Annotated in this window: 20 protein-coding genes; 8 read left to right on the top strand and 12 right to left on the bottom strand. The window is 68.4% G+C overall.

The window, feature by feature from the left end:
- Nucleotides 1–2: 2 nt before the first annotated feature.
- From ASF32_RS11295 to ASF32_RS11265, 7 genes are all read right to left on the bottom strand, one after another.
- On the bottom strand, nucleotides 3–1664 hold the full coding sequence (locus tag ASF32_RS11295) for an HWE histidine kinase domain-containing protein (RefSeq protein WP_244478113.1): 1662 nt from the start codon (nucleotides 1662–1664) through the stop codon (nucleotides 3–5).
- A gap of 311 nt (nucleotides 1665–1975) precedes the next feature.
- The gene (locus tag ASF32_RS11290) at nucleotides 1976–2713 is read right to left on the bottom strand and encodes a tRNA (guanosine(46)-N(7))-methyltransferase TrmB (protein WP_056427969.1); all 738 of its coding nucleotides are present in this window, start codon (nucleotides 2711–2713) and stop codon (nucleotides 1976–1978) included.
- A 3-nt stretch (nucleotides 2714–2716) separates the two neighbouring features.
- On the bottom strand, nucleotides 2717–3895 hold the full coding sequence (gene metK / locus ASF32_RS11285; protein ID WP_056427966.1) for a methionine adenosyltransferase: 1179 nt from the start codon (nucleotides 3893–3895) through the stop codon (nucleotides 2717–2719).
- 138 nt (nucleotides 3896–4033) lie between these two features.
- Entirely contained in the window at nucleotides 4034–4456 is a 423-nt protein-coding gene (locus ASF32_RS11280) for a helix-turn-helix transcriptional regulator (RefSeq protein ID WP_056427962.1), read from the bottom strand.
- A gap of 656 nt (nucleotides 4457–5112) precedes the next feature.
- Entirely contained in the window at nucleotides 5113–6297 is a 1185-nt protein-coding gene (locus ASF32_RS11275; protein ID WP_056427959.1) for a GNAT family N-acetyltransferase, read from the bottom strand.
- Between the two features lie 103 nt (nucleotides 6298–6400).
- Nucleotides 6401–7693 carry a hypothetical protein gene (locus ASF32_RS11270; RefSeq protein WP_056427955.1) on the bottom strand — a complete coding sequence of 431 codons (1293 nt, stop codon included), beginning with the start codon at nucleotides 7691–7693 and terminating at the stop codon, nucleotides 6401–6403.
- Between the two features lie 6 nt (nucleotides 7694–7699).
- Entirely contained in the window at nucleotides 7700–8851 is a 1152-nt protein-coding gene (locus ASF32_RS11265) for a glycosyltransferase (RefSeq protein WP_056427950.1), read from the bottom strand.
- 166 nt (nucleotides 8852–9017) lie between these two features.
- Between ASF32_RS11265 and ASF32_RS11260 the strand changes: the two genes are divergently transcribed.
- Together ASF32_RS11260 and ASF32_RS11255 are read left to right on the top strand one after the other, a co-directional pair.
- Nucleotides 9018–10247: a DUF1972 domain-containing protein gene (locus tag ASF32_RS11260; RefSeq protein WP_056427947.1), complete on the top strand. Its 1230-nt coding sequence runs from the start codon at nucleotides 9018–9020 to the stop codon at nucleotides 10245–10247.
- Nucleotides 10244–11497: a cellulase family glycosylhydrolase gene (locus ASF32_RS11255; RefSeq protein WP_244478108.1), complete on the top strand. Its 1254-nt coding sequence runs from the start codon at nucleotides 10244–10246 to the stop codon at nucleotides 11495–11497. Before ASF32_RS11260 ends, ASF32_RS11255 begins: the two co-directional genes overlap by 4 nt.
- Here the strand turns inward: ASF32_RS11255 and ASF32_RS11250 are convergent.
- Both ASF32_RS11250 and ASF32_RS11245 read right to left on the bottom strand, forming a co-directional pair.
- A complete protein-coding gene (locus tag ASF32_RS11250) occupies nucleotides 11457–12707 on the bottom strand; it encodes a VpsF family polysaccharide biosynthesis protein (RefSeq protein ID WP_244483625.1) in 1251 nt (416 codons plus the stop codon). The two genes, ASF32_RS11255 and ASF32_RS11250, sit on opposite strands and share 41 nt — an antisense overlap.
- 61 nt (nucleotides 12708–12768) lie before the next feature.
- A complete protein-coding gene (locus ASF32_RS11245; protein ID WP_244478110.1) occupies nucleotides 12769–14880 on the bottom strand; it encodes an exopolysaccharide transport family protein in 2112 nt (703 codons plus the stop codon).
- Between the two features lie 302 nt (nucleotides 14881–15182).
- On the opposite strand from ASF32_RS11245, the gene ASF32_RS11240 reads away from it, so the two are divergent.
- Nucleotides 15183–16694, top strand: a complete 1512-nt coding sequence (locus ASF32_RS11240; protein WP_056427934.1) for a hypothetical protein — start codon at nucleotides 15183–15185, stop codon at nucleotides 16692–16694.
- Nucleotides 16695–16700: 6 nt separating this feature from the next.
- Here ASF32_RS11240 and ASF32_RS11235 read toward each other — a convergent pair whose 3' ends face one another.
- The 3 genes from ASF32_RS11235 to ASF32_RS11225 all read right to left on the bottom strand — a co-directional run bounded on the left by ASF32_RS11235 (nucleotide 16701) and on the right by ASF32_RS11225 (nucleotide 20176).
- Complete coding sequence (locus ASF32_RS11235) at nucleotides 16701–17888, bottom strand: NAD(P)/FAD-dependent oxidoreductase (RefSeq protein ID WP_056427931.1); 1188 nt, start codon at nucleotides 17886–17888, stop codon at nucleotides 16701–16703.
- A 222-nt stretch (nucleotides 17889–18110) separates the two neighbouring features.
- Entirely contained in the window at nucleotides 18111–19511 is a 1401-nt protein-coding gene (locus tag ASF32_RS11230; RefSeq protein WP_082490403.1) for a HAMP domain-containing sensor histidine kinase, read from the bottom strand.
- The gene (locus ASF32_RS11225; RefSeq protein ID WP_056427928.1) at nucleotides 19508–20176 is read right to left on the bottom strand and encodes a response regulator transcription factor; all 669 of its coding nucleotides are present in this window, start codon (nucleotides 20174–20176) and stop codon (nucleotides 19508–19510) included. The genes ASF32_RS11230 and ASF32_RS11225 overlap by 4 nt, the downstream gene beginning before the upstream one ends.
- Before the next feature lie 155 nt (nucleotides 20177–20331).
- On the opposite strand from ASF32_RS11225, the gene ASF32_RS11220 reads away from it, so the two are divergent.
- The 5 genes from ASF32_RS11220 (at nucleotide 20332) to ASF32_RS11195 (ending at nucleotide 24980) form a co-directional block, all read left to right on the top strand.
- The gene (locus ASF32_RS11220; protein ID WP_056427925.1) at nucleotides 20332–20988 is read left to right on the top strand and encodes a hypothetical protein; all 657 of its coding nucleotides are present in this window, start codon (nucleotides 20332–20334) and stop codon (nucleotides 20986–20988) included.
- A gap of 250 nt (nucleotides 20989–21238) precedes the next feature.
- Nucleotides 21239–22561, top strand: coding sequence for an MFS transporter (locus ASF32_RS11215; protein ID WP_056427922.1), 1323 nt, complete (start codon nucleotides 21239–21241; stop codon nucleotides 22559–22561).
- 158 nt (nucleotides 22562–22719) lie between these two features.
- Entirely contained in the window at nucleotides 22720–23988 is a 1269-nt protein-coding gene (locus tag ASF32_RS11210) for an arsenic transporter (RefSeq protein ID WP_056427918.1), read from the top strand.
- A gap of 477 nt (nucleotides 23989–24465) precedes the next feature.
- Nucleotides 24466–24696 (top strand): hypothetical protein, encoded by a 231-nt coding sequence (locus ASF32_RS11200; protein WP_056427912.1) that lies wholly within the window; start codon nucleotides 24466–24468, stop codon nucleotides 24694–24696.
- A gap of 29 nt (nucleotides 24697–24725) precedes the next feature.
- Entirely contained in the window at nucleotides 24726–24980 is a 255-nt protein-coding gene (locus tag ASF32_RS11195) for a BrnA antitoxin family protein (RefSeq protein WP_056427909.1), read from the top strand.
- The last annotated feature ends 29 nt before the right edge of the window (nucleotides 24981–25009 follow it).

Raw genomic sequence — 25009 nt, 5'->3', positions numbered from 1 at the left:
GGTCAGGCCAAGGGGTTCAGCCCCTCGGTCCGGGCGGGCAGCGGCGCCGTCATGGTCAGGCGGAACCCTTCGGGCGGATAGCTCGCAGCGATGTCGGCGCGGACCTGGGCCGTGAGCACGCGCTGCAGCAGGCGTGAGCCGAAACCCTGGCGGGTCGGCGGTCGTACCGGCGGCCCATCGGATTCCGACCATTCGAGATGCAGCGTCTTGCCGCCTGCATCCTCCATGACGCTCCAGGTGATGGCGACCCGTCCCTCCTGCGTCGAGAGCGCGCCGTGTTTCGCCGCGTTGGTGGTCAATTCGTGGATCGCCATGCCGATCGGGACCGCGATCTCGGAGGCGAGGTCCACCGGCGGCCCGTCGAGTGCGATGCGCTTGATACCCGGCCCGTCCGACGCACCGTCGCCATAGGGCCTGAGCTCGTTCTCGAGAAGGTTGCGCAGGGACGCGGTCTGCCAGGTATCCTCGGTGAGGACCGAATGGGTATGGGCCAGCGACATGATCCGCCCCACGAAAGCCTCGTAGAAGCTCTCGATGCTCGACGCCGTGCGGGCGGTCGAGCCGACGATGGCCTGGACGGTCGCCAGCGTGTTCTTCACCCGGTGGTGCAATTCGCGGATCAGTAGCGCCTGCCGCTCCTCGGCGATCCTGCGTTCGGTGACGTCGGCGACGACGCCGATGAGGCGGCGGGGAAGGCGATGGGGGGCATCGCTCTCGAAGCGCCCGGCCATGTCGATGATGCGCCACGCACCGTCATGCGCGCGCTGGATTCGGCCGCTGGCCTGCAGCGTGGAATCCTCACGCAAAGCCGTCGAGATCGCCTGGCGGAATGCGGGGCGGTCATCGGGATGGAGAACGGTGCTGAGGAATTCGCGCTTGCCCAGAGCTCCCTCTTCGGGGTGTCGCCCGAAGATCGCGAACATACGCTCGTTCTCCCAGACGGCCTGGTCGTCCAGCATGTGCCATTCGAAAATGCCGAGTTCGGCCAGCGACGTGGCGATACGCAGGCGCTCCTCGCTCTCGCGGAGGGCGTCGCGCGCCTCCACCCGCGTCGTCACATCCTGCAGTACGCCGACGACGATTCCGGACCGGCCGCCCACGGCACCGATCGCCTGCCCCCTGGCGCTGATCCGGATCTCGACGTCGTCGCCCGCCCGACGCAGGCGGGCTTCGATGGCGAAGGGAGTGCCGTCGCTCATCGCGGCGCGGACGGTCGTCTTCACTCTTTCCACTTCGGGCGCGTCCATCAGCTCGGCGACCTGCGGCCAGGTTAGCGACGTGCCGGGCGGGAAGCCGAGGATATGGGCCGCGCGCCGCGACACCCTGAGGAGCCCATCGACCAGATCGATCCGCCATTCTCCGAGACCGGCGGCGGTAAGGGCGGCGCGGTTCTCCTCCGAGCGCACGATATCGTCGGCATCGACCCGTTCCACCACGAAGGTGCGGAGGACGCCCTCGTTCGTGGCTGAGGATGGCCGGATGCGGACGTCGAGGGGGGTGCCGCTCTCGGTGGTCCAGCGCCGGATGCCGGTGGAGAGCAGGCCGGAATCGTCTCCGAACACACTGACGGGCCGGCCTGTCAGGGCTCCAGTCTCGTATCCCAGGAGGTTCGTCAGGAACCGGTTGGCATCGTAGATGCGATTCGTGGCGTGATCGACGATCACCAGGCCGATCCCGGCCTCCTCGAAGCCGCGCCGATATGGGTCGGCCGGGGAGCGCGCATCCCCAAGCACTGGCGATCCTCGATCAGATCCGCTGCCCACTCCGCACCCTCACTCGGCGGCGCCCCAGGACTCGTATGGGGCATCAAGACTCGCTCCGGTAGCCCCGGATGCTCGTTGCCGTGGCATCTGAAGACGCAACGCTCTGCGCCGCAAGGGCTTACGACGAAAAAGCTGTGCCGGAGCGCACCCGTCACCGGTGGCCGAATTTCGATCGCGCCCGAGCTCGGCGCGGCCGCATCGCTCCCGACCGATCAGCCGACGCGACGAAATTCCAGGTAGGTCGGGCCCCGGCCCGCCGCGATTGCCTTGGCTTCGTAGCGGGTGCCGGGCCATTCCGCGAAGGGGCGTTTCCAGTCGGTGGCGGCTTCGGCGGTCCAGCTGAGAGCGTCGCAACGCGCGGCGCGGACCAGGGTCCAGCCGGCATAATCGTCGATGTCGCTGGCGAAGCGGAAGACGCCACCGGGCTTCAGGACCCGGGCGATCTCGGCGAGTGTCTCGTCCGAGACGAACCGCCGCTTGCGTTGGCGGCGCTTCGGCCAGGGATCGGGATAGAGCAGGTAGACGCGGGCGAGGCCCGCATCGGGAATGGCGGCGAGGAGCTGAGTGGCGTCTTCGTCCCAGATCCGGACGTTGCCAAGTTCGCCGTCATCGACGGCCCTCAGCAGCTTGACGACGCCGTTGACGAAAGGCTCCGCGCCGATGATGCCGACCTGCGGGTAAAGCGTGGCCTGGGCGGCGAGATGCTCGCCACCGCCGAACCCGATTTCCAGCCAGACCTCGTCGACCGGATTTGGAAAGAGCGCGGGCAGATCGAGCCTCGCGCCTGCTTTCGGCAACGCCACGCGCAGGCGCGGCAGCAGTTCGGCCAGCCGCTGCTCTTGTCCGGCACGCAGGCGCTTGCCTTTGCGCCGGCCGTAGAAGGCGCGGTCCGCGCCCTCGCTTCCGGCCCCGCCCTCGTCGGGCGGGAGATCATCCCGCCCGTACGTCACGGGTCAGGACAAGACCGACTTGAGCTTGTCGGCGAGGTCGGTGCGCTCCCACGAGAAGCCGCCGTCATCCTCGGGCTTGCGGCCGAAATGGCCGTAGGCGGAAGTGCGGGCATAGATCGGCTTGTTGAGGCCGAGTGCGATGCGGATGCCGCGGGGCGAGAGGTCGAGAGCGTCCATCAGCACGGTCTCGAGCTTGGCCTCGTCCACCGTCCCGGTTCCGTGCAGGTCCACGTAGATCGAGAGGGGCTTGGCGACGCCGATGGCGTAGGCGAGCTGGATCGTGGCGCGAGTGGCGAGACCGGCGGCCACCACGTTCTTGGCGAGGTAGCGCGCGGCGTAGGCCGCCGAACGGTCGACCTTCGTCGGATCCTTGCCCGAGAAGGCGCCGCCGCCGTGCGGTGCCGCGCCGCCATAGGTGTCGACGATGATCTTGCGACCGGTGAGGCCCGCATCCCCGTCGGGACCGCCGATGACGAACTTTCCGGTGGGATTGACGTGCCAGACGGTCTCTTCGCCGACCCAGCCCTGGGGCAGGGCCGCCAGGATGTAAGGCTCGACGATGTCGCGCACGTCGGCGGAATCGAGGGTTTCGTCGAGATGCTGGGTGGAGAGTACGATCTGCGTGATCCCGACCGGGCGGCCGTTCTGGTAGCGCACCGTCACCTGGCTCTTGGCATCGGGGCCGAGCTTGGCCGCATCACCCTGCTTCGCCTTGCGGGCGTCGGCGAGGTCCTTGAGGATCTTGTGGGCGTAGTAGATCGGCGCCGGCATCAGCTCGGGCGTCTCGTCCGAGGCGTAGCCGAACATGATGCCCTGGTCGCCGGCGCCCTCGTCCTTGTTGCCGGACGAATCCACGCCCTGCGCGATATCGGCGGACTGGGCGTGCAGGTGGATCGCGATGTCGTTGTTCTTCCAGTGGAAGCCCGACTGCTCGTAGCCGATGTCCTTCACCGCTTCGCGGGTGAGGTGCTCCAGGTGCTCGAAGGTCACGGAATCCGGTCCGCGCACCTCGCCGGCGATGACGATGCGGTTGGTGGTGGCAAGGGTCTCGACCCCAAGGCGGGCCTCCGGCATCGCCGCCAGATAGGCATCGACGATGGTGTCCGAGATCCGGTCACAGACCTTGTCCGGATGGCCTTCGGAGACCGACTCGCTGGTGAACAGGTAGTTGGAACGCGGCATCTGGGCCCCCCGGTTTCGGGTTCGCCTCGGCAGCGTTAGACCCGGTATTCGGAACGGAGAGCTTCTGGCACTCCCACTTCGACCGGTCAAGACGACAAACCGAACGTATCCGCTAAAACGAACAAAACATACTTTAGATCAGCCGTTTAGTTTCTCGTCGAGGGCGTGGATCGCGGCAGCGAATTCCCGGCGGCTGGCGTCGGAGAAATGCTCCGTCACGTGCTTGGCGACGACATCGACGAGGCCGACCCATTGGGCCTGCGGACCCTCCTGCCTCACGAAAGCCCGCTGCGGTGCCTCGCTCAACCCCTGAGCCGGAACATCGTCGCTGCGCTCCATGCCATCGAAGAAATATTCGATCGGTATACCGGTCATCCGGCTGAGAATCTCGAGATGGATCGCGCTGATGCGATTGATACCCTTCTCGTATTTTTGAAGCTGCGCTGCCGACATGCCGAAGCTCTGGGCGACGCGCTTCTGGGTCAGGGCCGATTTCTTCCTCTGCTCGGAAATGCGCAGGCCGACATGGACATCGCGTGCATCGGTCTTTTGTCCAGCCATGTCGGATCCCGTGCAGTCTCATGAATCCTGTCGCGAGCCGTGCACTTGGGCAGATCGTCGTCGCTCAGGGCGCTCGCAGCTACTGTTTCTTCCACGTTCGCAGGTTCAACCCAACCCGAAAAAGCACGGCGCGGTGTGCTATTCCGAGCGGTCACCTTGTCCAGGATATGGACGATACGTCGAGAATGGAGAGGTGGCGTCCCCGGCAGGTCTCGAACCTGCGACCCCAGGTTTCATCCCACTTCGGCTTCCGCCGCCGCTCCGTGCAGGAGCGTTCGTGGTCTGGACTATCCCTTCGCCATGGACCGGTGGGGATTGACCCGTCGCGATCTTTAGGCGCCGCCCGTCTAGTCTCTACACCTTCCCCGGATGGGTCCGGGGCTTGGCTCGGGATCGGCCGGGCCAGCACGCGTGCTGGCCTTGGGCGTTCCCCGAATTTGAGCGGATCCGCCGCGCGGTTTCCCATCGCGGCGCCCAATTGAAGTTTAGGAAACCTGTGCTCTGTCCAGCTGAGCTACGGAGACTCACCACGTGTTCCCCTAGCATCATCGGGCGGGCAGGCCAACCGGTACGGACGAGGGCAGCAGGCTAATCGGTCGAAGCGATAAGCCTGGCTTTACCCCTCGTCGCCGGCGGCCGGCTTCCGGCCGGTCCCCTCAGGCGACTTTGCGCCGGAGCCACCGGCGGGCCTTCTGCGCGCGGGCAAACCATTCCGGATGGCCGCGCAGCCAGATCTTCGAGGCTTCGGTTCCCGCGATCAGGCGCTTCACCAGATGGCCGCGCAGGGTCACGACCTCGAAGAGCTCGCTCAGATCCCGGGTCTGAACCCCGAAATCCGACTTGTAGGGCATCACGCCGACCGTGAAATCGAAATAGCCGAGTCCCTCGGCGCGGGCCCAGCGCAGGGTTTCCGCGACGATGTGGAGGCCCGGTGAGGTGTTGCGCCAGGCCTCGCCCGCCATGGTCAGGAGGATGCCATGGAAGGTGCCGCCATGGACGAGGCCGTAGGCGCAGGCGATCCATTCTCCGTCGACCGCCAATCCGAACAGGCGGACCGGTCCGCCGGTCAGGCCTCGATGCGCGCCGTCGCGGTAGAACGCTTCGACATCGGGCCGGGAGAGAAGGTTGAACCGGCCTATCTCGGCGAAACGCGAGCGGCGCTGCTCGACCAGCGCATCGAAGATCCGGTCGACCTCGCCGGCGCTTCGCGCCTCCACGAAGGTGACGGCGCCGGCACGCTCCAGCCGGCGGCGCAGCTTGGCCATGTCCTTCAGGGTGCTGGGACGACACAGGCGCGACAGCAGCGTCTCGGCATCGCCCTCGATGGCGACGCCCGAGGCCTGCATGTCCATCCGGCGGTTGCCGGGCAGGAAGGCGAACGGGTTCGGCCGGCCATTCACATCGTCGGGGATCCGGCTGATCTGGATCAGGTCGGTCCGGGGAAGCACGTCCCGGATCGCCGTCCAGGCCTGGGGCATCTCGTCGGCGGAGAGGTCGATCCCGGGGGCGAGGATCGGCGCCGCGTAGTCGCAGACCCCGAGATCGAGCCAGGTGATCGCGCGGTGGCCGCGCCGGCGCAGGCGCGCCAGGGGGACCAGCATGACCGGATGTCCGTTGGCGTCGACCACCTCGACAATAATCGGCTCGGCCTTGGATTCGGTGCTCAGACGCTCCGCCACCGCCGTCGCCCAATCGAGACGCTGATAGGCCGTGGCGGTCCCGTCGGTCTCTAGCCGGCTCCAGAGATCGGCGACCGTCGCCATCGTCGTATGCAGGCGGGCGCTGTAGCGGCGGGCGGAGACGGGGAGCGTCGGTGCGGGACGTTCCGGGATCACGCTCATGACTGGGATGTCCTGGCTATCGTGGTATGGCGGACCGCTTCCGCCTGGGCGGCGGACATGCCGCGATGGATGGCGCGAGGGGCCTCGCCGAGAGAGTCGAGGGTCATCGCCCGGGCCTCGCTTCGAGATCGCCGCCGAGGCCGGGCTGCATCGGGTGACGGGCTGAGCTCCAGGGCTTCAGCATCCACAGGCAGCCCGCCAGGACCACGACTTCCGAACCCAGGACGCCGAAGAGCGACCAAGCCGGTTGGGCGATCAGGAGCAGGCCGATGACGGCGACGGCGCCGATTCCCACGCTCACGCCCGCGATGACCGCCAGGGGACGGAATTCCTGCATCGTCTCCATCAGCACCCTCATCGGCGCATGAATGAGGGAGACCGTGACGATGGCCCAGGCCGCCACCGCGATCAGCGTCATCGGCGCCGCCGTGAACTGGCCGGCAAACAGCTTGTGCTCGATGAGTTCGAGCGCCCAGAGGATGATGGCGCCGTAGGCGATACAGCCGAGCCCGAGGAGGCCGGAGCAGATGAAGGCGAAGCGGCGGGCGAGGGTAAATTCGCCTCGGGCGAGATGGCCCGCCACCTCGGGCTGCACCATGTTGATGAGGGCGGATGCCGAGAGCCGCAGGGGGGAGAACAGCACGAAGGTGGCGGCCATCGGCGCATAGGCAGCCGGCCCCGCGATGGCGGCCACGAGTAGGCTCTGCCCCTGGCCCTGGACGTTGGCGGTGGTGACGTTGACCAGCGACCACGAGAGGGTCGGGATCATGGCCCCGTAGCGGCGGCGCACCGAGCGGCCGAGGCTGAGCCGGATGGGCTCCCGCAGCAGCGCGAGCGAGGCGACGATGCCGAGACCGTTGGCGCAGGCCAGGGCGAACAGGGTCTCGTCGAGGCCGGGCGCGCCCTGGAAATGGATCATCGCCACGGTAAAGGCGGTGCCCGAGAGGGCGAAGACCACGTCTCCCAGCCCCGAGATCGCCGGCCGGTGCTTAGCGAAGAGCGCGAGGCGAAGATAGCTGCGCAGCGACCAGAGGCCGACGAAGAGGCTCCCCGCGAGGGCGTTGATGTCCGAAGTGGCCATCAGCGCCGCGCAGACCCCGGCCCCGATCGCCGCGGAGAGGATGACCGCCACCGTACCGAAGGTCACATCGAAACCACGCGCCGCGCGTCGTCCGGCGCGCGGCGGAATGGTGATGGTGGCCGGCACGCCTGCCAGCGACCGGATGTAGGTGAGCGCCAGTCCACCCACGAGAAAGAGAATGGCGAAGCGCCCGTAATCGTGCGGGCTCAGGCTTCGCGCGAGGACGATGTTGATCCCGAAATGGAAGGCGCTCTGGGTGACTTCGCCCCCCAGCATGAGGATGAAGCGGCGCGCGAGGCGGCTCAGACCGTGCATGGCGATTCAGCTTGCCGCGACGGTGTTGGCATCGGCGCCCGTGCGACCGCCGATGCGGGCACGGATCATCGCCACCAGCCCTTCCGCGGCGGCTTCCTCGCCGAACAGCGACGCGTAGCGGGCACGGGCGGCCGCCGGGAATTCCTGCCAGGAAGCTGGATCGGTGACGATGCGCTCCAGAGCGGAAGCCAGGCTCGGCGCATCGTCAGGCGTGACGACCCAGCCACTTGACCCCTCCTCGACCACTTCCGTCAGCCCGCCGATGCGGGATACGACGGGCGGGCGGCCATAGGCCATGGCCTCGATCGCCACGCGGCCGAGGGATTCCGGCAGGCGCGATGGCACCGTCACCACGTCCGCCCAGCGATAGAGATCGGATGGATCGTCGACGAAGGGGGACAGGCGGATGATCGAGCCGAGCCCCGCATCGGCGATCTGGCGGCCCAGCGCCTCTTCCCGTTCCGTATCCTCGAAGGCGCTGCCGACGATGCGGACCTCGATCCGCCCGCGCACCTCCGGTGGAAGGGCGCGGATCGCCTCGACCAGGATTTCCTGGCCCTTGATGCGGCTGATCCGGCCCAGCATCAGCAGGCGCAGGGGACGCGAGCCGTCATAGGTGGAGGCCGGTGGCGTCTCGGGCCCCGCGATACCGTTATAGACCACCCGCATGGCGACCTTGGAGGTCAGCGAGAAGGCCTTTGCGGTGGCGCGGGAGTTGAACACGATGTCGGCCCCGCTCCAGCGGATCAGCCCGCGCAGCAGCTTCAGGGTGGCGCCCTGCGGGATCTCGTGGACATGCACGATGGCACGACCCGGGCAGAGCCGGGCGGCGAGGAGATAATCCGCCACCACCGAGGTGTTGATATAGACGAGGTCGCTCGCGCGCAGCCGCCGCCAGGCGCGCAGCATCGCTACAGGAAGCGTCAGCAGGCCGAGGGTGGCGAGGCGCGGCAAGTCGCGGCGCCGGAGAATCCAGAGCGGCTCGAAGACGATCCGCGAGGCAACGCCTTCGAGGGCACCCACGATGGGGCCGGTGCGGGGCAGGACGACGTCGATGACGGCAGCTGGATAGGCCGCGCGGATGATCCGCACGCTCTCAACGAAGCTGCGGTCGGACCCATAGAGCTCGTATCCCTGGTGGACGCAGGTGATGCGCATGCCGACTCGACCTCAATCCCAACCTCAACTGCCCCAAGATGACATGCCACGATGTTTTCAATCGTTACCGAGCAAGAACCTCGCCCAGTGTAATCATGGCGCATGGTTGCCTGGAGATGATTCTCATGTCCCGTCTCGGGACCGTTGGGGGCTAAAGGAGACTCGGATGCCGTCGCACAAGCCCTCTCTGCTGATCCTGGGGACGCGTGGCATTCCCGCATCCCATGGCGGCTTTGAAACCTTCGCCGAGAAGCTCGCACTCTTTCTCGTGAAGCGTGGCTGGCACGTGGCGGTCTATTGCCAGGACGAGGTCGAGGCGGTGACGGAGCGTTTCCGCACGACCACCTGGCAAGGCGTCGAGCTCATCCATGTGGCCGTCTCCACCAGCGGCCCGCGGGCGACCCTGGATTTCGACTGGCACTGCGTGCGCGACGCCGCCAGGCGGGGCGGCGTCAGCCTCGTCCTCGGCTATAACGGGGCGGTCTTCCTGCCGTATCTGCGCTTCTCCGGCGCGAAGATCATCACCAATATGGACGGCATCGAGTGGAAGCGGCCGAAATGGTCCATGGCGGTGCGCGCCTGGTTCTGGACCAATGAATGGATCGCCGCCTGGGCTTCGCACCGCCTCGTGGCGGACCACCCCGCCATCGCCGACCATGTGGCCACGCGCCGACCGCGATCCGCCATCGCCACCATTCCGTATGGCGGCGATCCGATTTCGGCGGCGCCGACCGGGCTCATCGAGGTCATGGGTCTGAAGCCGGGGCGGTACATGACCTCGATCGCCCGGATCGAGCCCGACAACAACATCCTCACCATGGTCGATGCCTTCTCGCGCAAGGTGCGGGGCATGCGGCTCGTGGTCCTCGGTACGCTCTCCGACAGCAATCCCTATCACCGCGCCGTGAGGGAAGCGGCCAGCGACGAGGTCCTTTTTCCCGGCGCCATCTATGAATCCGAGACGATCAGATCCCTGCGCTTCCATGCGCGGGCCTATCTGCACGGGCATACGGTGGGCGGTACCAACCCGTCCCTGGTGGAGGCTCTGTGGGCGGGCAATGCGGTGATCGCCCATGACAATCCGTTCAACCGGGGGACAGCCGGTGAGGAGCAGTTCTACTTCGCCGACGCGGATGCCTGCGAGCGGCACATCGAAACCCTGATCGCGGACGACGGCGCGGCGAGAAGGGCAGGTGTCGCCTCGCTCGCCCGTGCCGCCGACCGCTTCGAATGGTCGGAGATCCTGAAGCAGTACGAGGCCGAGGCCATGGCGCTCGGAGGCTTCGCCGCACCGGCGGGCCAGGAGTCGAAGCACGCCGGCACCTCGTCCGCCCATCTCCCTCCGGCCCCTATGCCGATGGCGGTGGGAGGCCAGAGCCGAGATCGCGCTTCGTGAGGCCAGCGCCGACACGCAGGGCGATCCTCGCGGCCGCGGCATGGACGGCGGCACGGGTCCCGGCCGCCGCCGCCCCGGCGCCGCTCCGCCTGAGGCGCGGCGTCAACACCTGGCCCTGGTTCTCCCTGACGCGGGAATTTCCGCCCCCCCGCACGGATTACGGGACGCCTCCGTTCCAAGAGGGCCGGCCCGTCCCGACCGGCCGCGACCTCGCCCGTCTGCGAGCGGCCGGGTTCGATTTCCTGCGCCTGCCCGTCGATCCCGGCCCCTTCGCTGCAGCCTCGCCGGAGGAGCGCGAGCGCCTCATGGCCGAGCTCAGGGCTGCGGTGGAAGCGGCGTTGCGCGCGGATCTCGCGGTCCTGGTCAATGTCCAAGCCAACGGTGCGACCCATCACTGGAACCCTCAGAATTTCTACGGTGATCCCGGCGCGCCGCTCTTTCCCGCCTATCGCCGCTTCGTTTCCGACCTCGCCCGCATGCTGGAGGGGATCGCCCCCGAGCGGCTGGCGCTGGAGCCCGTCAACGAGCCGCCGCAGGATTGCGGCGCGGCATCGTGGCTGACGATCCAGGACGATCTCCTCGGCGAGGCCCGCCGGGTCGCCCCGCGCCTGACCCTCGTGGCCTGCGGCGCCTGCGGCAGCATGATCACCGGGCTCACCGCCCTCGCCCCCGCGCCGCTTGCCCGCTTCGCGCCGCTCCTGTTCACCTTCCACTATTACGAGCCCTACCTGTTCAGCCATCAGGGGGCGCCCTGGATGCGGGAGCCGGTCTACCGCGCGCTCAACGCGGTGCCCTGGCCCGCCTCCGCCGGCAGCCTCGAGACGACGCTCACCGCCGTGCGGACCCGGATGGCCGGTGATGCCGGTCTGTCGGCGGAGGCGAAGCGCGACGCCTACGCCCTGACCGAGGCCAAGCTCGGCGAGTACTTCGCCGCCCAGCCGGACAAACGATACCTCGCCCGCCACCTCGCCATGGTGGGGGAATGGGCCCGCCGCCACGGCATAGCGCCAGCGAATATCGTCCTCGGAGAGTTCGGCGCCCTGCGCAGCGATGCGCGCTACGTCGCCGCTCAAGCGGACGACCGGGCGCGCTACGTCCGCGACGTGCGGGAGGCAGCCGAGGCCGAGGGCTTCCCCTGGGCGTTCTGGAACCTGTTCGACGGGATGGGGCTGATGGACGATGCCAGCAAGCGCTTCGATCCGGCCATCGTCACCGCCCTCGGTCTGCGCGTTCCGGCGGACGATCGCTGACCGCGTGGAACAGGCCGAGGAGGAGGATGGCGAATTTGGCCAGGAGCGTGGTCTTGCCGCCGATCCCCTCGAACGTGTTCACCAGGATGACGAAGGCGATCACGGGCAGGAACGTGCCGGTGCGGCAATGCCGAACCAGTTCCATCATGTAGAGCGTCACCGCGGCAGTGAGCAGGACCGTCATGAAGATGCCCTGGTAGACGAGGGTTCGGACGATGGGGTTCTCGATGCCCCATTCGAGCCCGCTCACGCGCCGTAGCGAATCCACGAGACTCATATCCGGGCCGACCAGCAATTCGCGAAACGGAATGCTGGCGACGAGGTCGAGCATCTCCACGCGGGCATTGGCGCTTCCGCCATCCGCCATGAACCGGCCGAGCAGCGCGTCGAAGAACCCGCCGGCCGCGAGGCCGCCGATGCCGAGGGGCACGAGGGTGAACAGGAAGATCCCCGCCGCTGCCGCCAGGAGCGGAATCCGGCCCGCGCTCAGCACCTTGTGCAGGGCGAAGAGACCGTAGCCGCCGCCGAAGATCAACGTGACCACCATGGCCGAGCGCCCGCCGAAGGCGACGAGGGCGGCGAGTTGCAGCCCGATCATCGCGAGGCGTTGTGGAACCGTCATGCGTCCGCCTCCCCCGATGAGGGCGAGGACGTAGCAGGCCGTGAGGGTGGCGTTGCCGAGGGGGTGCCCCTGAAGTGCTGCCGAGCGCGTATCCGTGGCGAAGACCTGACCGTCCAACCGATAGGGAAAGAACAGCGTCTTCGTCGCGAATTCGGTGAGTCCGAGCAGGGCGTTGACGAGCATCACCGAATGCACCGTCAGTTCGAGGCGTCTCCAGGTCAGCGCGTCGCGATCGGCCAGCAGCACGGCGAAGAGGCCGGGGAGCAGGAATGTGTCCAGCGCTCCCGCCATGCCGGGCCCGCTACGCAGGACGATGTGCAGGAAAAGCCCAATGCTGCAGACGGCGAGCAGCATCCCCGCCGGCCGCACCTGCACGGCATAGACGAGGTAGCTCGCCGGGTTGCCCGACTTCAGCGCGGCCCAACCGAACAAGACGAGGACCAGATAGGTCGAGGGGTGGATCTTCTGCGGGGCCGCACCCGTGAGCCCGTCGTAATTGATGCCGACATTCCACAGCATGCCGCCCGATACGCCGAGGATCAGCACGGTGAGGGCGATCAGGCCGAACGGCATCGGGCTGCGCGACACCGCTCCGGTCTCCCTCCGCGGTCGAGCCGGGTAATGGACCGCGCTCCTCATGCTCAGCCCGTCACGCCGCCGCAGCGTAGCGGTCGACGAAGAGGCTGCCCGAGACCGGACGGCCCAGCACTTCCGAGACGTCGAGGATGTCGAGGAGGTCGCGCTGACGCGTGGCGCCGTTCTTCGCCACGATCAGCAACCGGTCGCTGGCCGAGGCCAGGGGCCCGATACGCAGATTTCCGGTGAGCACGCCGCCATCGATGAGGATGAGGTCGAAGCTCGATTTGGCAGCCGCGAGGAACTGCTCGATATTGGCCCGGCTCAGAGCCTCGCGCGAGGCCCTGGCGGTATCGCCGATGCCGATCCGCGCGGCACCACTCTCGGGATCCGACTTGGCCGCTGCCGCCATCCCGGCCTCGCCACGCAGGACCTCGATGAGGCCGGGGCCGTAGGCCTTCTGCTCCGGCGTCGCTTCGAGATCCGCATCCACGAGGAGAACCCGCTCGCCGCGCGCGGTCGCCACGGCCGCGAGCAGGTGAAGTGTCGAGCGCCGGTCCGCCGCATCGGAGGCCGCCGAGGTGACGAGCACGCTCAACGCCTGGCCCGGCGGGTGGATCTGGCCGCGCACGCTGGACAGCCGGTCGAGGGTGAGGCTCGCGGCGACGCTGGCCGGACGCTCGCTTCCCGCCTTGAACTCCGGATAGGTGGCGACCACGGACGTGTGCGAGAGCCGTTCCATCTGGCGCCGGGAGAGGACGGTGGGGTCGAGATACTCACGCACGAAGGCGAGGCCGGCCCCTAGGCCGAGGCCGCTGACGAGCCCGCCGACGAACAGGAGGAGGCGCAGGGGCCAGCTCCGCTCGGCGGGCGGACGGGCCCAGCTGATGACGCGGGCATTGGTGGTGTCGATGCCGGTCTGTTCCTGGATCTCGCGCGAACGGCTGAGGAAGTTGCCGTAGACGGCCCGGCTGGTATCCACCTCGCGTTCGAGTTCACGCAGGCGCACGGAGGCTTCGCCGGTGACGATGGAGCCCCGCTTCAACTCGTCGAGATTCGAGGTCAGCGCTTTCTCATTGGCGACGGCGCGCTGGTAATCCGTCTCGGCCGAGCGGGCGATGCGGCTCAGCTCCGTCTCGGTCAGGCGCTTGACGTCCTGCATCTGGGTCCGCACCGACTCGATGAAGGGGTGACGGTTGCCGAGCTGGGTGCGAAGATCCGCTTCCTTGCTCGCGAGCTCCGCATATTGGCTGCGCAGCCGCTCGATCACCGCGGACTGGATCGCTTCCGGGGCTGTGTCCGGTCCGAACGCGGTACCGCGCGCATCCTTGATCTGCTGCAGCCGGGTGCGCGCCTCCGCCGTGCGGGCGCGGGCGGCGACGATGCGGTTGTTGCTCTCGGCCAATTGCTGTTCGCTGATGAGCTGGCCGCTCGCCGTGATCAACCCGTTCTCGGCCTTGAACTTCTCGACCTTGTTCTCGGCGACGTTCACGCGCTTGCGCAGGTCGTCGAGGCGCGCGCCCAATTCGGCCGAGGCCCGCGCGGCCGCATCCGCACGGGAGGAGGTCTGGTCCTTGAGGTAGGCGCTGGCGATGGCGTTGACGATCCGGGCGGCCTTGTCCGGGTTGCCGGCGGTGACGACGACATCCACCACGAAGACCTTGTCGGCGCGCTTCACCGATAGCTTGCGCCGCAGGGCGCGGACGGCCCGGGCCTCGGCGGCGGCATCGGTGCTCGGGGCGGAACTTTCGCCCTGGAGGGTGCGCAGGGTCCAGCTGATGAAGCCGCTGCCGACGCCGCCGAAATCCGGGTCATCGAGCAATCCGGCCTCGCGGGCCGCCCGGGTCAGGACCGAATCGGATTCGATCACGCGCGCCTGGCTCTCGACCTGGATGACGCCGCCATCCGGCGCCATCGCCACCGGATTGACGTCGTTGGTGACGATCTGCTTGTCGCGCGGATCGATCAGGATCTGGGCGGTGGCCGCATAGAGCGGCGGCGCGAGGAAGCCGTAGGCCACCGCGATGAAGGTGAGCAGAGCGGCGGTTCCGAGCACCCAAGCCCGGCGCACGTACAGGATGCGCCAGAGATCCCCGATCTCGGCGCTCTTGTCGGGCTCGGACGGGGGGGGCCGGTCGATGCTCGATCGACCGATCCAATCCGCCGCCGCGATGTGTCTGTCCATCTGTGCCATCGGATGCTCGGGCCGTGACCGGGATACAGCCCGTCCTTCAGATATAGGCATGATCTGATTTTACTGACGATTCACCAACACCTGGGGATTTCACCGATCTTCGCCCCTTCCCTCCAATATATGGTTAGTGAAACATTAACATCTCCCTCCCGCGGCCCCTTCGCGCCGATGGCGGTGAAGGGTTTCTCAATCGTGATGCCGTAACCTTGCAAAATGAGGAAACGTCCAGGGTCGGACCGATCCCACCGGCCCGCGGCCATCGGCCTCGGCTTTCGACTGTCTGGGGATCGACGATGCGCCTGCGACTGAGGCTGGATGGACGCGCCCCCCGCCGCTGGCATCTCTGCCTTTTGCAACGGCTCGCAGCACTTCCCGGACTCGAGGTGGAGGTCGACCGCTCGCCGGGGCCGGGGGGCCTGTCGGACAATGCCGCGCTGCTGTTCCGCCTCGAAGCCCTGCTGAACCGGCTGTCCCTCGGCGGTCTGTCCGCCCCCGTTCCGGGGAGCGCATTGGCTGCTTATCCCGAACCCACGGCGGCTGCGTCCTGCATCCTCGATCTCTGCGGCGATGCGGAGGGCGGCCCGGACCTTCCGGTCTGGCGCCTCGGCTTCGACGGGGTGGCGGGCGAGGGCGCGCTTCTCGCCGCGCTTCTCGCCGGCCGCTCTCCCGTCGCGGCCCTCTCCACGGATGGCAGGATCATCGCCTCCGGGCGCTTCGGCGCTGAGGATCGCGGCACCATGCTCACCGCGTTCGAGGATGGGCTGATCCGCAGCATGACGCTCATCGTCGGCGCGCTGTCGGGCGCCCGGCCGCTTCTCCGGGACGGCGTCCCAGTGTCGCCCGAGGCTCCCGCCCTGACCGTGAAGACGATCGGCACCCGCGCCGCGAAAATGGCGGCGCGGCTCGTCGTCCGGCGTCTCTATTACCTCTGCTACCGCGCCCCGCACTGGCGCGTCGGCTGGCGCAGGTTGGCCGGCCCCGATCTCATCGATCTGCGCGCCCATCCTTCATCGGGCTGGCGCGACCTGGCGGATGACGGCCTGCGCTTCTACGCCGATCCCTTCGGGATCGAGCACGAGGGCCGCACGATCCTCTTCGTCGAGGATTTCCCGCACGCGACGGGCAAGGCGCTGATCTCGGCGGTGGCCTTCGATGCGAACGGCCCGGTCGGAACGCCGGTCCCGGTGCTGGAGGAGCCGCATCACCTGTCCTACCCGTTCGTGTTCGAGCGCGAGGGGGCGTTCTGGATGATCCCGGAGAGCTGCGCCAACGGCACGGTCGACCTCTACCGGGCCACGGCCTTTCCGGGCGGCTGGGTCAAGGAAGCGACGCTGCTCAGCGGCATCACCGTCAGCGATCCGACCCTGCTGGAGCGGGACGGCCGCTGGTGGATGTTCGCGACGGTGCGCGATCAGGCCGCCGATGTCGGCGGGGGGACGGTGCTCGGCTCCTACCACGACAGCCTGCATCTCTGGTCGGCCCCGGATTTCCGCGGCCCCTGGACGCCGCATGCGCGCAACCCGGTGCTCATCGACATCGCCTCCGCGCGGCCGGCGGGACGAATCGTCGAGCGGGACGGCGCCCTGATCCGCCCGGTCCAGGATTGCCGCCTGGGTTATGGCGAGGCGCTGGCGCTGGCGCGGATCGACCGCCTCGACGACGAGGGTTACGCGCAGACCGTGGAGACGATCCTTCGCTCGGGCCCGCTCTTTCCCGGCACCCGTCTTCACACCCTCAACCGCACCTCGACCTTCGAATTCATCGACGGCTCGGCCCGCTCCCCCCGCTGGCGCAGGGGGCGATAGCCCGCCTCAGACGGTCTTGGTGCGCCCGATCGCCGGTCCGCGCGGCTTTGCGAAGGCCGTGCGCAGCAGGTGGAGGGCATGCAGGCCGTAGCGGCCGACGCGGTTGCGCAGGCGCCGCAGGGTCCATACGGCGCCGCTGCCGATTGTGATCTGGCGGGCATAGAGGCTCGCCTGAAGGCATTGCCGGTCGGAGGTCTGCTTGATCGGGTCGGCGTAGAATTCGGCGATCTTGTCCTTGCCCATTCCCGGCGTGGCGAACCAGCGCGGCAGATGCTCGGAGCAGAGCCGGTCGACATCGGTCAGCACCTTTCCGATCCCGGTCCCGGGGATCGGACATGGGGTCAGGAAGGCGTCTCCCAGGAGCACGACCCCGTCGCGTTCCGCATCGGCCGCCTGGACGACATCGATGGGGCGCATCTCTACGGGGCCCGTGACGGTGAGGTCCGGGCAGAGGCGGGCGAGGCCGGGCATGGCCTGCCTCATCAGTGCCTCGGGCGATTTGCGGAACTCCTTCACCCAGGGATCGGAGAGCGCGCGATAGACGAAGAGATTGGCCCGCATCGTCGCGCCGATGGGAAAGAGCGTGACATAGGCCACCGCATTGTCCGCGCCCTCGCCGTAATAGGTGAGGGATTCGAAGCCGAAGGACGAGGGCGGGGCCGCCATGTCGAAGCCGAAGCACAGGGAGTGCTTCTCGCTGATCATGGTCCTGCCGATGCCGACCTTGCGCCGAAGCACATCACCGAGGCCGGTGGCCAGAAGCACCAGCCGCGCAGTGCGCACGCTGCCATCGGCGAGGGTGACCGTCTGTCGTTCCGGGCCGGTCTCGATCTCCGCCACGCGCCCGATCACCAGGGGCGACGAGGCGGGCAGGGCGCCGCGCAGGTCGTTGATGAGGGGCGTGTAATGGACACCGTATTCGCGCACGGCATGGCGCGAGACCAGATGGCCGAAGCGCGTGACGCAGACCTCGTCCACCGGCGTCGTCACGGCCCGCGCCAGTTCGCCGAAGCCGAGCTTCTCGAACAGGTCCATCTGCGGCACGCCGAGCTTCTCCGCCCGGAAATCGGGGGGATAGACCGCGTGGGTGTCGATGATCGCCGTGTCGTACCCGGCATTGGCGAGCGCGATGGTCGCGGTGGTTCCGGCGAGGCCTGCGCCGATGACGATGACGTCGTGGTGGATCTCAGACATTCAGAACCTCCCGCCCGAGCCCGAATGGGCCACCTGTCCTCCGCCCTGTGTCCTCATCGTGCCATCCCGAGACGAAGGCGAGGCGCATGCGGAGCGGGACGACCCTTCACAGCAGGGGATATGCCGCCCGCTTCGTCCCGTTCAAGGTGCGCCGTCTCTCTAAAGAATCCGTGCGGTTGAAACCGCCATTTCGCGAGAGGCCATTCAGACCGCCGCATGGAGTCAGGCCGGCAAGTCGAGCCGAGCGCGAAGACCATGGAAGGTCCCGCGATCGAGGCGGAGCGAGCCGCCATAGAGTTCTGCCAGTTCCGTAGTAATCGACAGGCCGAACCCGTGGCCGGGTACTGTCTCGTCCAGACGTTTGCCGCGCCCGAGGACCCCGGCCGCCGCATCCGCGTCGAGACCCGGCCCGTCATCCTCCACGGTGACGGTGACGCCTCGTTCGGAGAAAGAGGCGGCGATCCGAACCCGCGCCCGGCACCAGCGGCAGGCGTTGTCGATGAGGTTGCCGATCATTTCGTCGACATCTTGGCCGTCGCACGCCACGGCCATGCCATCCGGTACCTCCACGGCGAAGGCGATGCCCTTGTCGGCGTAGAGCCGCGCGAAGGTGGCCCGTAGATCGGCTATGGGCGCCTGCAGCGCCGTCCTCTCGCGGGTGGCCCCGCCGAGGGCCGCCGTGCGGGCGCGGCGCAGATGATGGCGGATCTGCCCATCCATGCTGGAGACGAGGGTCGCCAGCCGGCCGTCGGGGTCGCGCTCCCCATCCCGAAGCGCCATGGTCAGGGTCGCGAGCGGCGTCTTCAATCCGTGGGCGAGGTTGGCCACATGGGTGCGCGCCCGTTCGAGATTCGCCGCGTTCTCGCCGAGAAGCGCGTTCACCTCGCGCACCAGGGGGCGGATCTCCGCCGGCTGCGCCTCCGGCACCTGTGCGCGCTTGCCCGCGCGAACCTCCGCGAGGTCTCGGCGCAGGCGTTCCAACGGTCGCAGGCCGAGGCGCACCTGCGCGACGAGGCCGGCGAGGAGGCAGAGGCCGAGCACGGCGAGGATCAGCGCCAGGGTAAGGCTCGCCTCCCGGACGGGGCCGCGCAGGGCCGCCATGGGCGCGGAGGCGACGATCGTCGCCGGGCCGATCCCCGCCGCATCCGGAAGGGTGAGAATGCGCAGGATCACCGGGTTGCCCCAGGGATCGACGGCGTCGGCCGGGCGGGGGCGGTCGCGGCGTCGACCCCCCCCGTCCGGGCGGTCGTCTTCGGGGACGGTGAGGTCGCGGCCTTCCAGGGAGCCGGAGCGGAGGATCGCGTCGCCCTGCCGGACCTGCCAGGACCAGCCCGACCGGTCGCGGTCGAAGGGCGGGCCGTCGAGGTTGCGCCCGAGAGCGAGGCGGCCGTCGCGGCCCCGCTCGAGGCTCGATGCGATGGCGACTATCTGACTGTCGAGGCGGCTGTCGAGCTGGCCCCGCACGAAGCGGTGCAGGATGAAGCCGATGGCGATTCCCGCCACCATGAGGGCCACGGTGACGAGGACGAGGGCGGCGAGGATCAGGCGCCGTTGCAGGGATCCGCGATGCGCATGAGGCGGCCCGTGGGGAGCCGGCCCGTGGGGAGGATGTGGCGGGGTCACGCCGCTTCTCCCGGCAGGAGCTGGTAGCCGTGGCCGCGCACGCCCTCGATCCGGGCCGGCGCGATCTTGCGGCGCAGGCGCGTGATGATGACCTCCACCGAGTTCGAATCCACCTCCGCGTCGCCGTCATAGACCCGCTCGATCAGCTGGCCACGGGGCACGACCCCGTCCTTGCGCAGGATCAGGCAGGAGAGCACCCGCCATTCGAGGCCGGTCAGCTTCAGGGGCAGGCCATCCCGCTCGAACGTGCCGAGGCCGGCATCGTAGGTGAGATTCCCGCAGACGATCCGGTTGGCCCCGTGCGCCGAGGCGCGGCGCACCAGGGCCCGCAGGCGGATGACGAGTTCCTCCACCCGGAACGGCTTCACGAGATAGTCGTCCGCCCCCGCCTTGAAGCCCGCGACCTTGTCGCTCCAGCCGTCCCGCGCGGTGAGGATCAGCACCGGCACGGTCCGCCCGGCGGCCCGCCAGGCCTGGAGCACCGAGACGCCGTCGCGCTTGGGCAGGCCGAGATCGAGCACCACGGCGTCGTAGATCTCCGTTTCGCCGAGATGCTGGCCGTCCTCGCCGTTGACCGCGTGGTCGAGGGCGAAGTTCTCGGCGCGCAGGGCCTTGGCGATCTCGGCCGCGAGCGCCGCATCGTCCTCCACCAGAAGGAGCTTCATCGGAATCCGTATCCTTGGGGATGCAGGGGCAGCCCCGGCGCCTACGCGCCGCGCTTTAACCGGGGCTGAACCGCGCGGTTCAGATCGGGTTGGAGGGGCGAGCCTAGAACGGCGTCAACCCGAGAGGGGATCCGCTTTTCCAGGACATCGACACCATGACGACCGAGAAGACCATCGACGGAACCGCCACCGAGATGCCGAGCCCCGCCGCCCCGCGCCGCTCGCGCCGCGGCTGGATCGTCGGCGCCATCGCGGCTCCCCTCGCTTTCGGGGCCGTCGGCCTTTCCCTGGCGCAGAATTCCGGCGTGACCCTCACCCCCGTCGCGCCGGTCACCGTCGCACAGCTCGCCCCTTCCGCCGCCATCGCGGCCAAGGGCGAGGTGGCGGAGATCTTCGGCAACAAGTTCATCCTGCAGGACGGCTCCGGCCGTGCCCTGGTCGAGACCGGCAAGCAGGGCGAGGGCGGCACCCTCGTCACCAAGGGTGAGGCAGTCACGGTGCAGGGCCGCTTCGAGAACGGCTTCCTCCACGCCACCCTCCTCACCCGAGCCGATGGCAAGACGGTGGTGCTCGGTCCGGCGCAGGGCCCGAAGCCCGGTGGCCTCGACTGGGCGAAGGACAAGGTCGGCCTCGGCCCCGAGGTCGATGCACCTGTGCTCACCGCGAAGGTCGAGGCGGCCGGCTATTCCGACATCCGCGTCACGGGACGCGGTCCGCGCCATCTCGACATGGCGGCCAAGGGCCAGGACGGCCGCGAGCGCCTGCTCCATGTCGGGTTCGACGGCGACATCCGCGAGAAGCGCAGCTTCTGACACCACGTGCCGCCGCCGGTGGCTTCTTCCTCGCCGATGGAAGAAGGCCGCCGGGGSGAGCCGTTCCGTCCAGGATGGGTCGCCGGCGGCGAGCGTGCGGCTGCGTTCACGGAGATTTCAGGCGGCGGCCAGGAACCATCGTTTCGGCTCGCTACTTGCCGCTGCGATCGACGCAAGGTCGCGGCTCGCCGGCCATGGACGCGCGACGATCGATCCCCCCAACACGACATTTCCGCCAAGGATCGATCGGATGACGAGCCACACGGCCGCCGACCAGACTCGCGTGCGTGCCCCGTCGCAGCGGACGCTGCGCGGGCTCGACGCCCTCAACTTCTTCCTCGCCGATGTCCGCGACGGGCTCGGCCCCTATCTCGCCATCTACCTCATCGCCGTGCGCGGTCCCGACCAGGGTTGGGACGAGGCGACGACGGGAATGATCATGACGATCGCCGGCATCGCCGGACTGATCGCGCAGACGCCGGCCGGGGCTCTGATCGACCGGACCAACCACAAGCGCGCCATCGTCATTGCCGGGGCGCTGGCTGTCACGGCGAGCTGCCTGCTCCTTCCCTTCGTCACCAATTTCTACCTGGTGGCCGCGACCCAGTCCGTGGCCGGCATCGCCGGGGCGGTGTTCCCGCCGGCGCTCGCGGCGATCACCCTCGGCGTGGTGGGGCCGAAGATGTTCTCCAAGCGCATCGGCCGCAACGAGGGCTTCAACCATGCAGGCAACGCGGTCTCGGCGGCCATTGCCGGTTCGACGGCCTATTTCTTCGGACCCATCGTGGTGTTCTGGCTCATGGCCGTGCTCGCGGTCCTGAGCGTCGGCGCCATGCTGATGGTGCCGGCCAAGGACATCGACGACGATCTCGCGCGCGGCCTCGACGAATCGGCGGAGGAGGGCGGTGAGCAAACCTCCGGAATCCGGGCCTTGCTGCAGAACCGCACCCTGATGCTGTTCGCATTACTGGCGGCGATCTTCCATTTGTCCAACGCGGCGATGCTGACCTCGGTGGGCCAGCTGCTGACCAAGCTGTCCGGCAAGGAGAGCGCGACCTCGCTCATTTCGGTCTGCATCGTGGCCGCACAGTTCGTCATGGTGCCGGTGGCGGTCTTCGTCGGTGCCAAAGCCGACGCGATCGGGCGCAAGCCAATCTTCCTCGTGGCCTTCGGCGTGCTCGCCATCCGGGGCGTGCTCTACACCTTCTCGGACAACCCGTTCTACCTCGTCGCTGTCCAGCTCCTCGACGGGATCGGGGCCGGCATCTACGGCGCGCTCTTCCCCATCGTCGTCGCCGACCTCACCCGAGGCACCGGCCGGTTCAACGTCTCGCAGGGGGCCGTCGCGACGACACAGGGACTCGGCGCTTCGTTCTCGGCGACGCTGGCCGGTCTCATCATCGTGTCGGCGGGATATTCGACGGCGTTCCTGGTCCTGGCCGGCATCGCGGCGGCGGGGTTCGTCCTCTACCTCGTCGCCATGCCGGAGACCTACGGGTTCGAGCCGCCGAAAACCGCCTCGAAGCCACCGAGCGGCGGCGGGCCGGAGCCGATGGTGGTCTCCCCCGCCTGACGGGGCGACCGATCTCGAACGGGATCGGCAGCGCCGCTTCTTCCATCGGCGCATGGCCAGAGAAGGGCCTCCTCCGTACCAAGCTGGGGCTCGTCCGAAACGACCGGTACCGGCCCCGTGGCGCCGGTCTTCCGCCGCATACAGGATCTCGTCCGCCCATGTTCGCACTTCCCATGACGCCGCATCTGGTGATCTGGATCATCGCCGGACTGGCGACGCTCGGGGTCATTACCCGGCCTTTCGCCTGGCCGGAGGCGGTCTGGGCCGCGCTCGGCGCCGGGGCGCTGCTGGTGCTGGGCCTGATCTCGCCGGACGCGGCCTGGGACGGCGTGCGCAAGGGGACGGATGTCTACCTGTTTCTCGTCGGCATGATGCTGCTTGCCGAGATCGCCAGGAAGGAGGGGCTCTTCGACTGGCTCGCCGGCATCGCCGTGCGCCAAGCCAGAGGATCGGCGACGCGCCTGTTCCTCCTCGTCTACCTCGTCGGCATCGTGGTCACGGTTTTCCTCTCGAACGATGCCTGCGCCGTGGTGCTGACGCCGGCGGTCTATGCGGCGGCCAAGGCGGCGGAGGCCGAGCCTCTGCCCTACCTCTTCATCTGCGCCTTCATCGCCAACGCGGCGAGCTTCGTGCTGCCGATCTCGAACCCGGCCAACCTCGTCGTCTACGCTACGCATATGCCGCCGCTCATGGAATGGCTCGCCCGGTTCGCCCTGCCTTCGGCCCTGGCCATCGTCGCCACCTACATCGTTCTGCGCCTGACCCAGAACTCGGTCCTGCGGCGGCAATTGATTGCGAAGGACGTCGCGGCGACACCGCTTTCGGGCACAGGCAAAGTCGCCGGTCTCGGCATCGTCGCCACCGCCGGGGCGCTCATCGCCGCCTCGGCCTACGATCTCGAACTCGGCCTACCGACCTTCATCGCCGGGCTCGCCACGACGCTCCTCGTCCTTGCGATCAAGCGCGGTGGAGCGGTCGAGATCATCAAGGACGTGTCCTGGGGCGTACTGCCCCTGGTGGCCGGCCTGTTCGTTCTAGTCGAGGCCTTGGAGAAGACCGGCGTGCTGACCATGGTCGCCGATCATCTCAAGCGCGCGGCCGAGATCTCGCCGGATGCGGCCGCCTGGGGCGGCGGCACGCTCGTGGCGGTACTCTCCAATCTCGTCAACAACCTGCCGGCCGGCCTGATCGCGGGGGCGGCCGTGCAGCAGGCCGACGTCTCCGAGAAAGTCGCCGGGGCGATCCTCATCGGCATCGATCTCGGCCCCAACCTGTCGGTCACCGGATCCCTCGCCACCATCCTGTGGCTCACCGCCATCCGTCGCGAAGGCGAGAATGTCGGCTTCTGGCGCTTCCTCACGCTCGGCCTCCTGGTGATGCCTCCGGCCCTGATCCTGGCGCTGGCCGGCCTCCTCCTCCTGCCGTGATCTCCTCCGTTCGAAAACGCTCCGACCTGAGCTCGGCCCTGCTCCATCGCTTCATCCTGGCCATCGACCATTTCGGCGGGCTCGGAATGCGAGAGCACCGTGCGGGTAAGGCACGGATCGCGGGCGCCACGCTGACGGTCACCGGAATCGGTCTCATCGCGGCGTTCCGACGGGCCATCCACCGGGATTTGTCGGCGTTGCCCCTGCGGGTCATTGCCAGGGTTCGCTTTTTGGTCTCCGGACGTGCTATGCCCCGATAATCCCGCCTGAAGCCGGTCCCGTGCGAAGGGTGTGTGGATCACCCTCCCTTGCCGCCGATCGTGGGTTTTCCCATCCGCTGGCACCCGCCGAGATCGTCGATGTCACGCGCCGCGCGAGCGGGCGCGAGCGGCGACTTCGCCGATGCAGCCCTTGCCAGGGCCGGATGATGCGATCGAAGGATGGTACGCGGGGCGAGGGGAGCGAGGAAGGACGACGATGAGCGACGAAACTGACGCCCGGACCCGTTCCGAAGAGCGCGCCGAGCGCGCCGAACGGATGGCCAAGGAAGGCGCCGAGGCGATGGCGGAGCATCTGCAATCGGTGAAGGCCATCGACGAGCGCACCGTGAAGCTTCGCGCGCTTCGCCTCGCCAAGGAAGCCGCCGATGCCGAGGCGAAGGCCGCCGCTCCCGCGCCGGCCCCCAAGCGCAAGCGCTCCGCGAGCTGAGCCAGAGAGCCTCACCAGGAAACCGACCCATGGCATTCGATCGGACCCGTCGCGCCAGCGACCCCCGCCAGGCGGCGGAAGCCGCCTTCAAGGCCGCCACCACCAAGGCGCCCGACGCCCCCAAACCCGCCGAACGCGCCCCCGCCGCGCCGCTCAGCCCGCCCGGCGCCCGCGAGATGGTGTCCCTGCGCCTCGACAGAGCCGTGCTGGAGCATTTCCAGAAGGACGGCCCCGGCTGGCAGGACCGGATCAACGCTGCGCTGAAGGGCATCGTCGGACTGTAGAGGCCGACCGAACTCAGACGGTCCGGCCC

Source organism: Methylobacterium sp. Leaf91, from assembly GCF_001422815.1.
GTDB lineage: Bacteria > Pseudomonadota > Alphaproteobacteria > Rhizobiales > Beijerinckiaceae > Methylobacterium.
The sequence above is the reverse complement of the archived record's forward strand: the minus strand, read 5'-3'. Positions and strand labels throughout refer to the sequence as shown.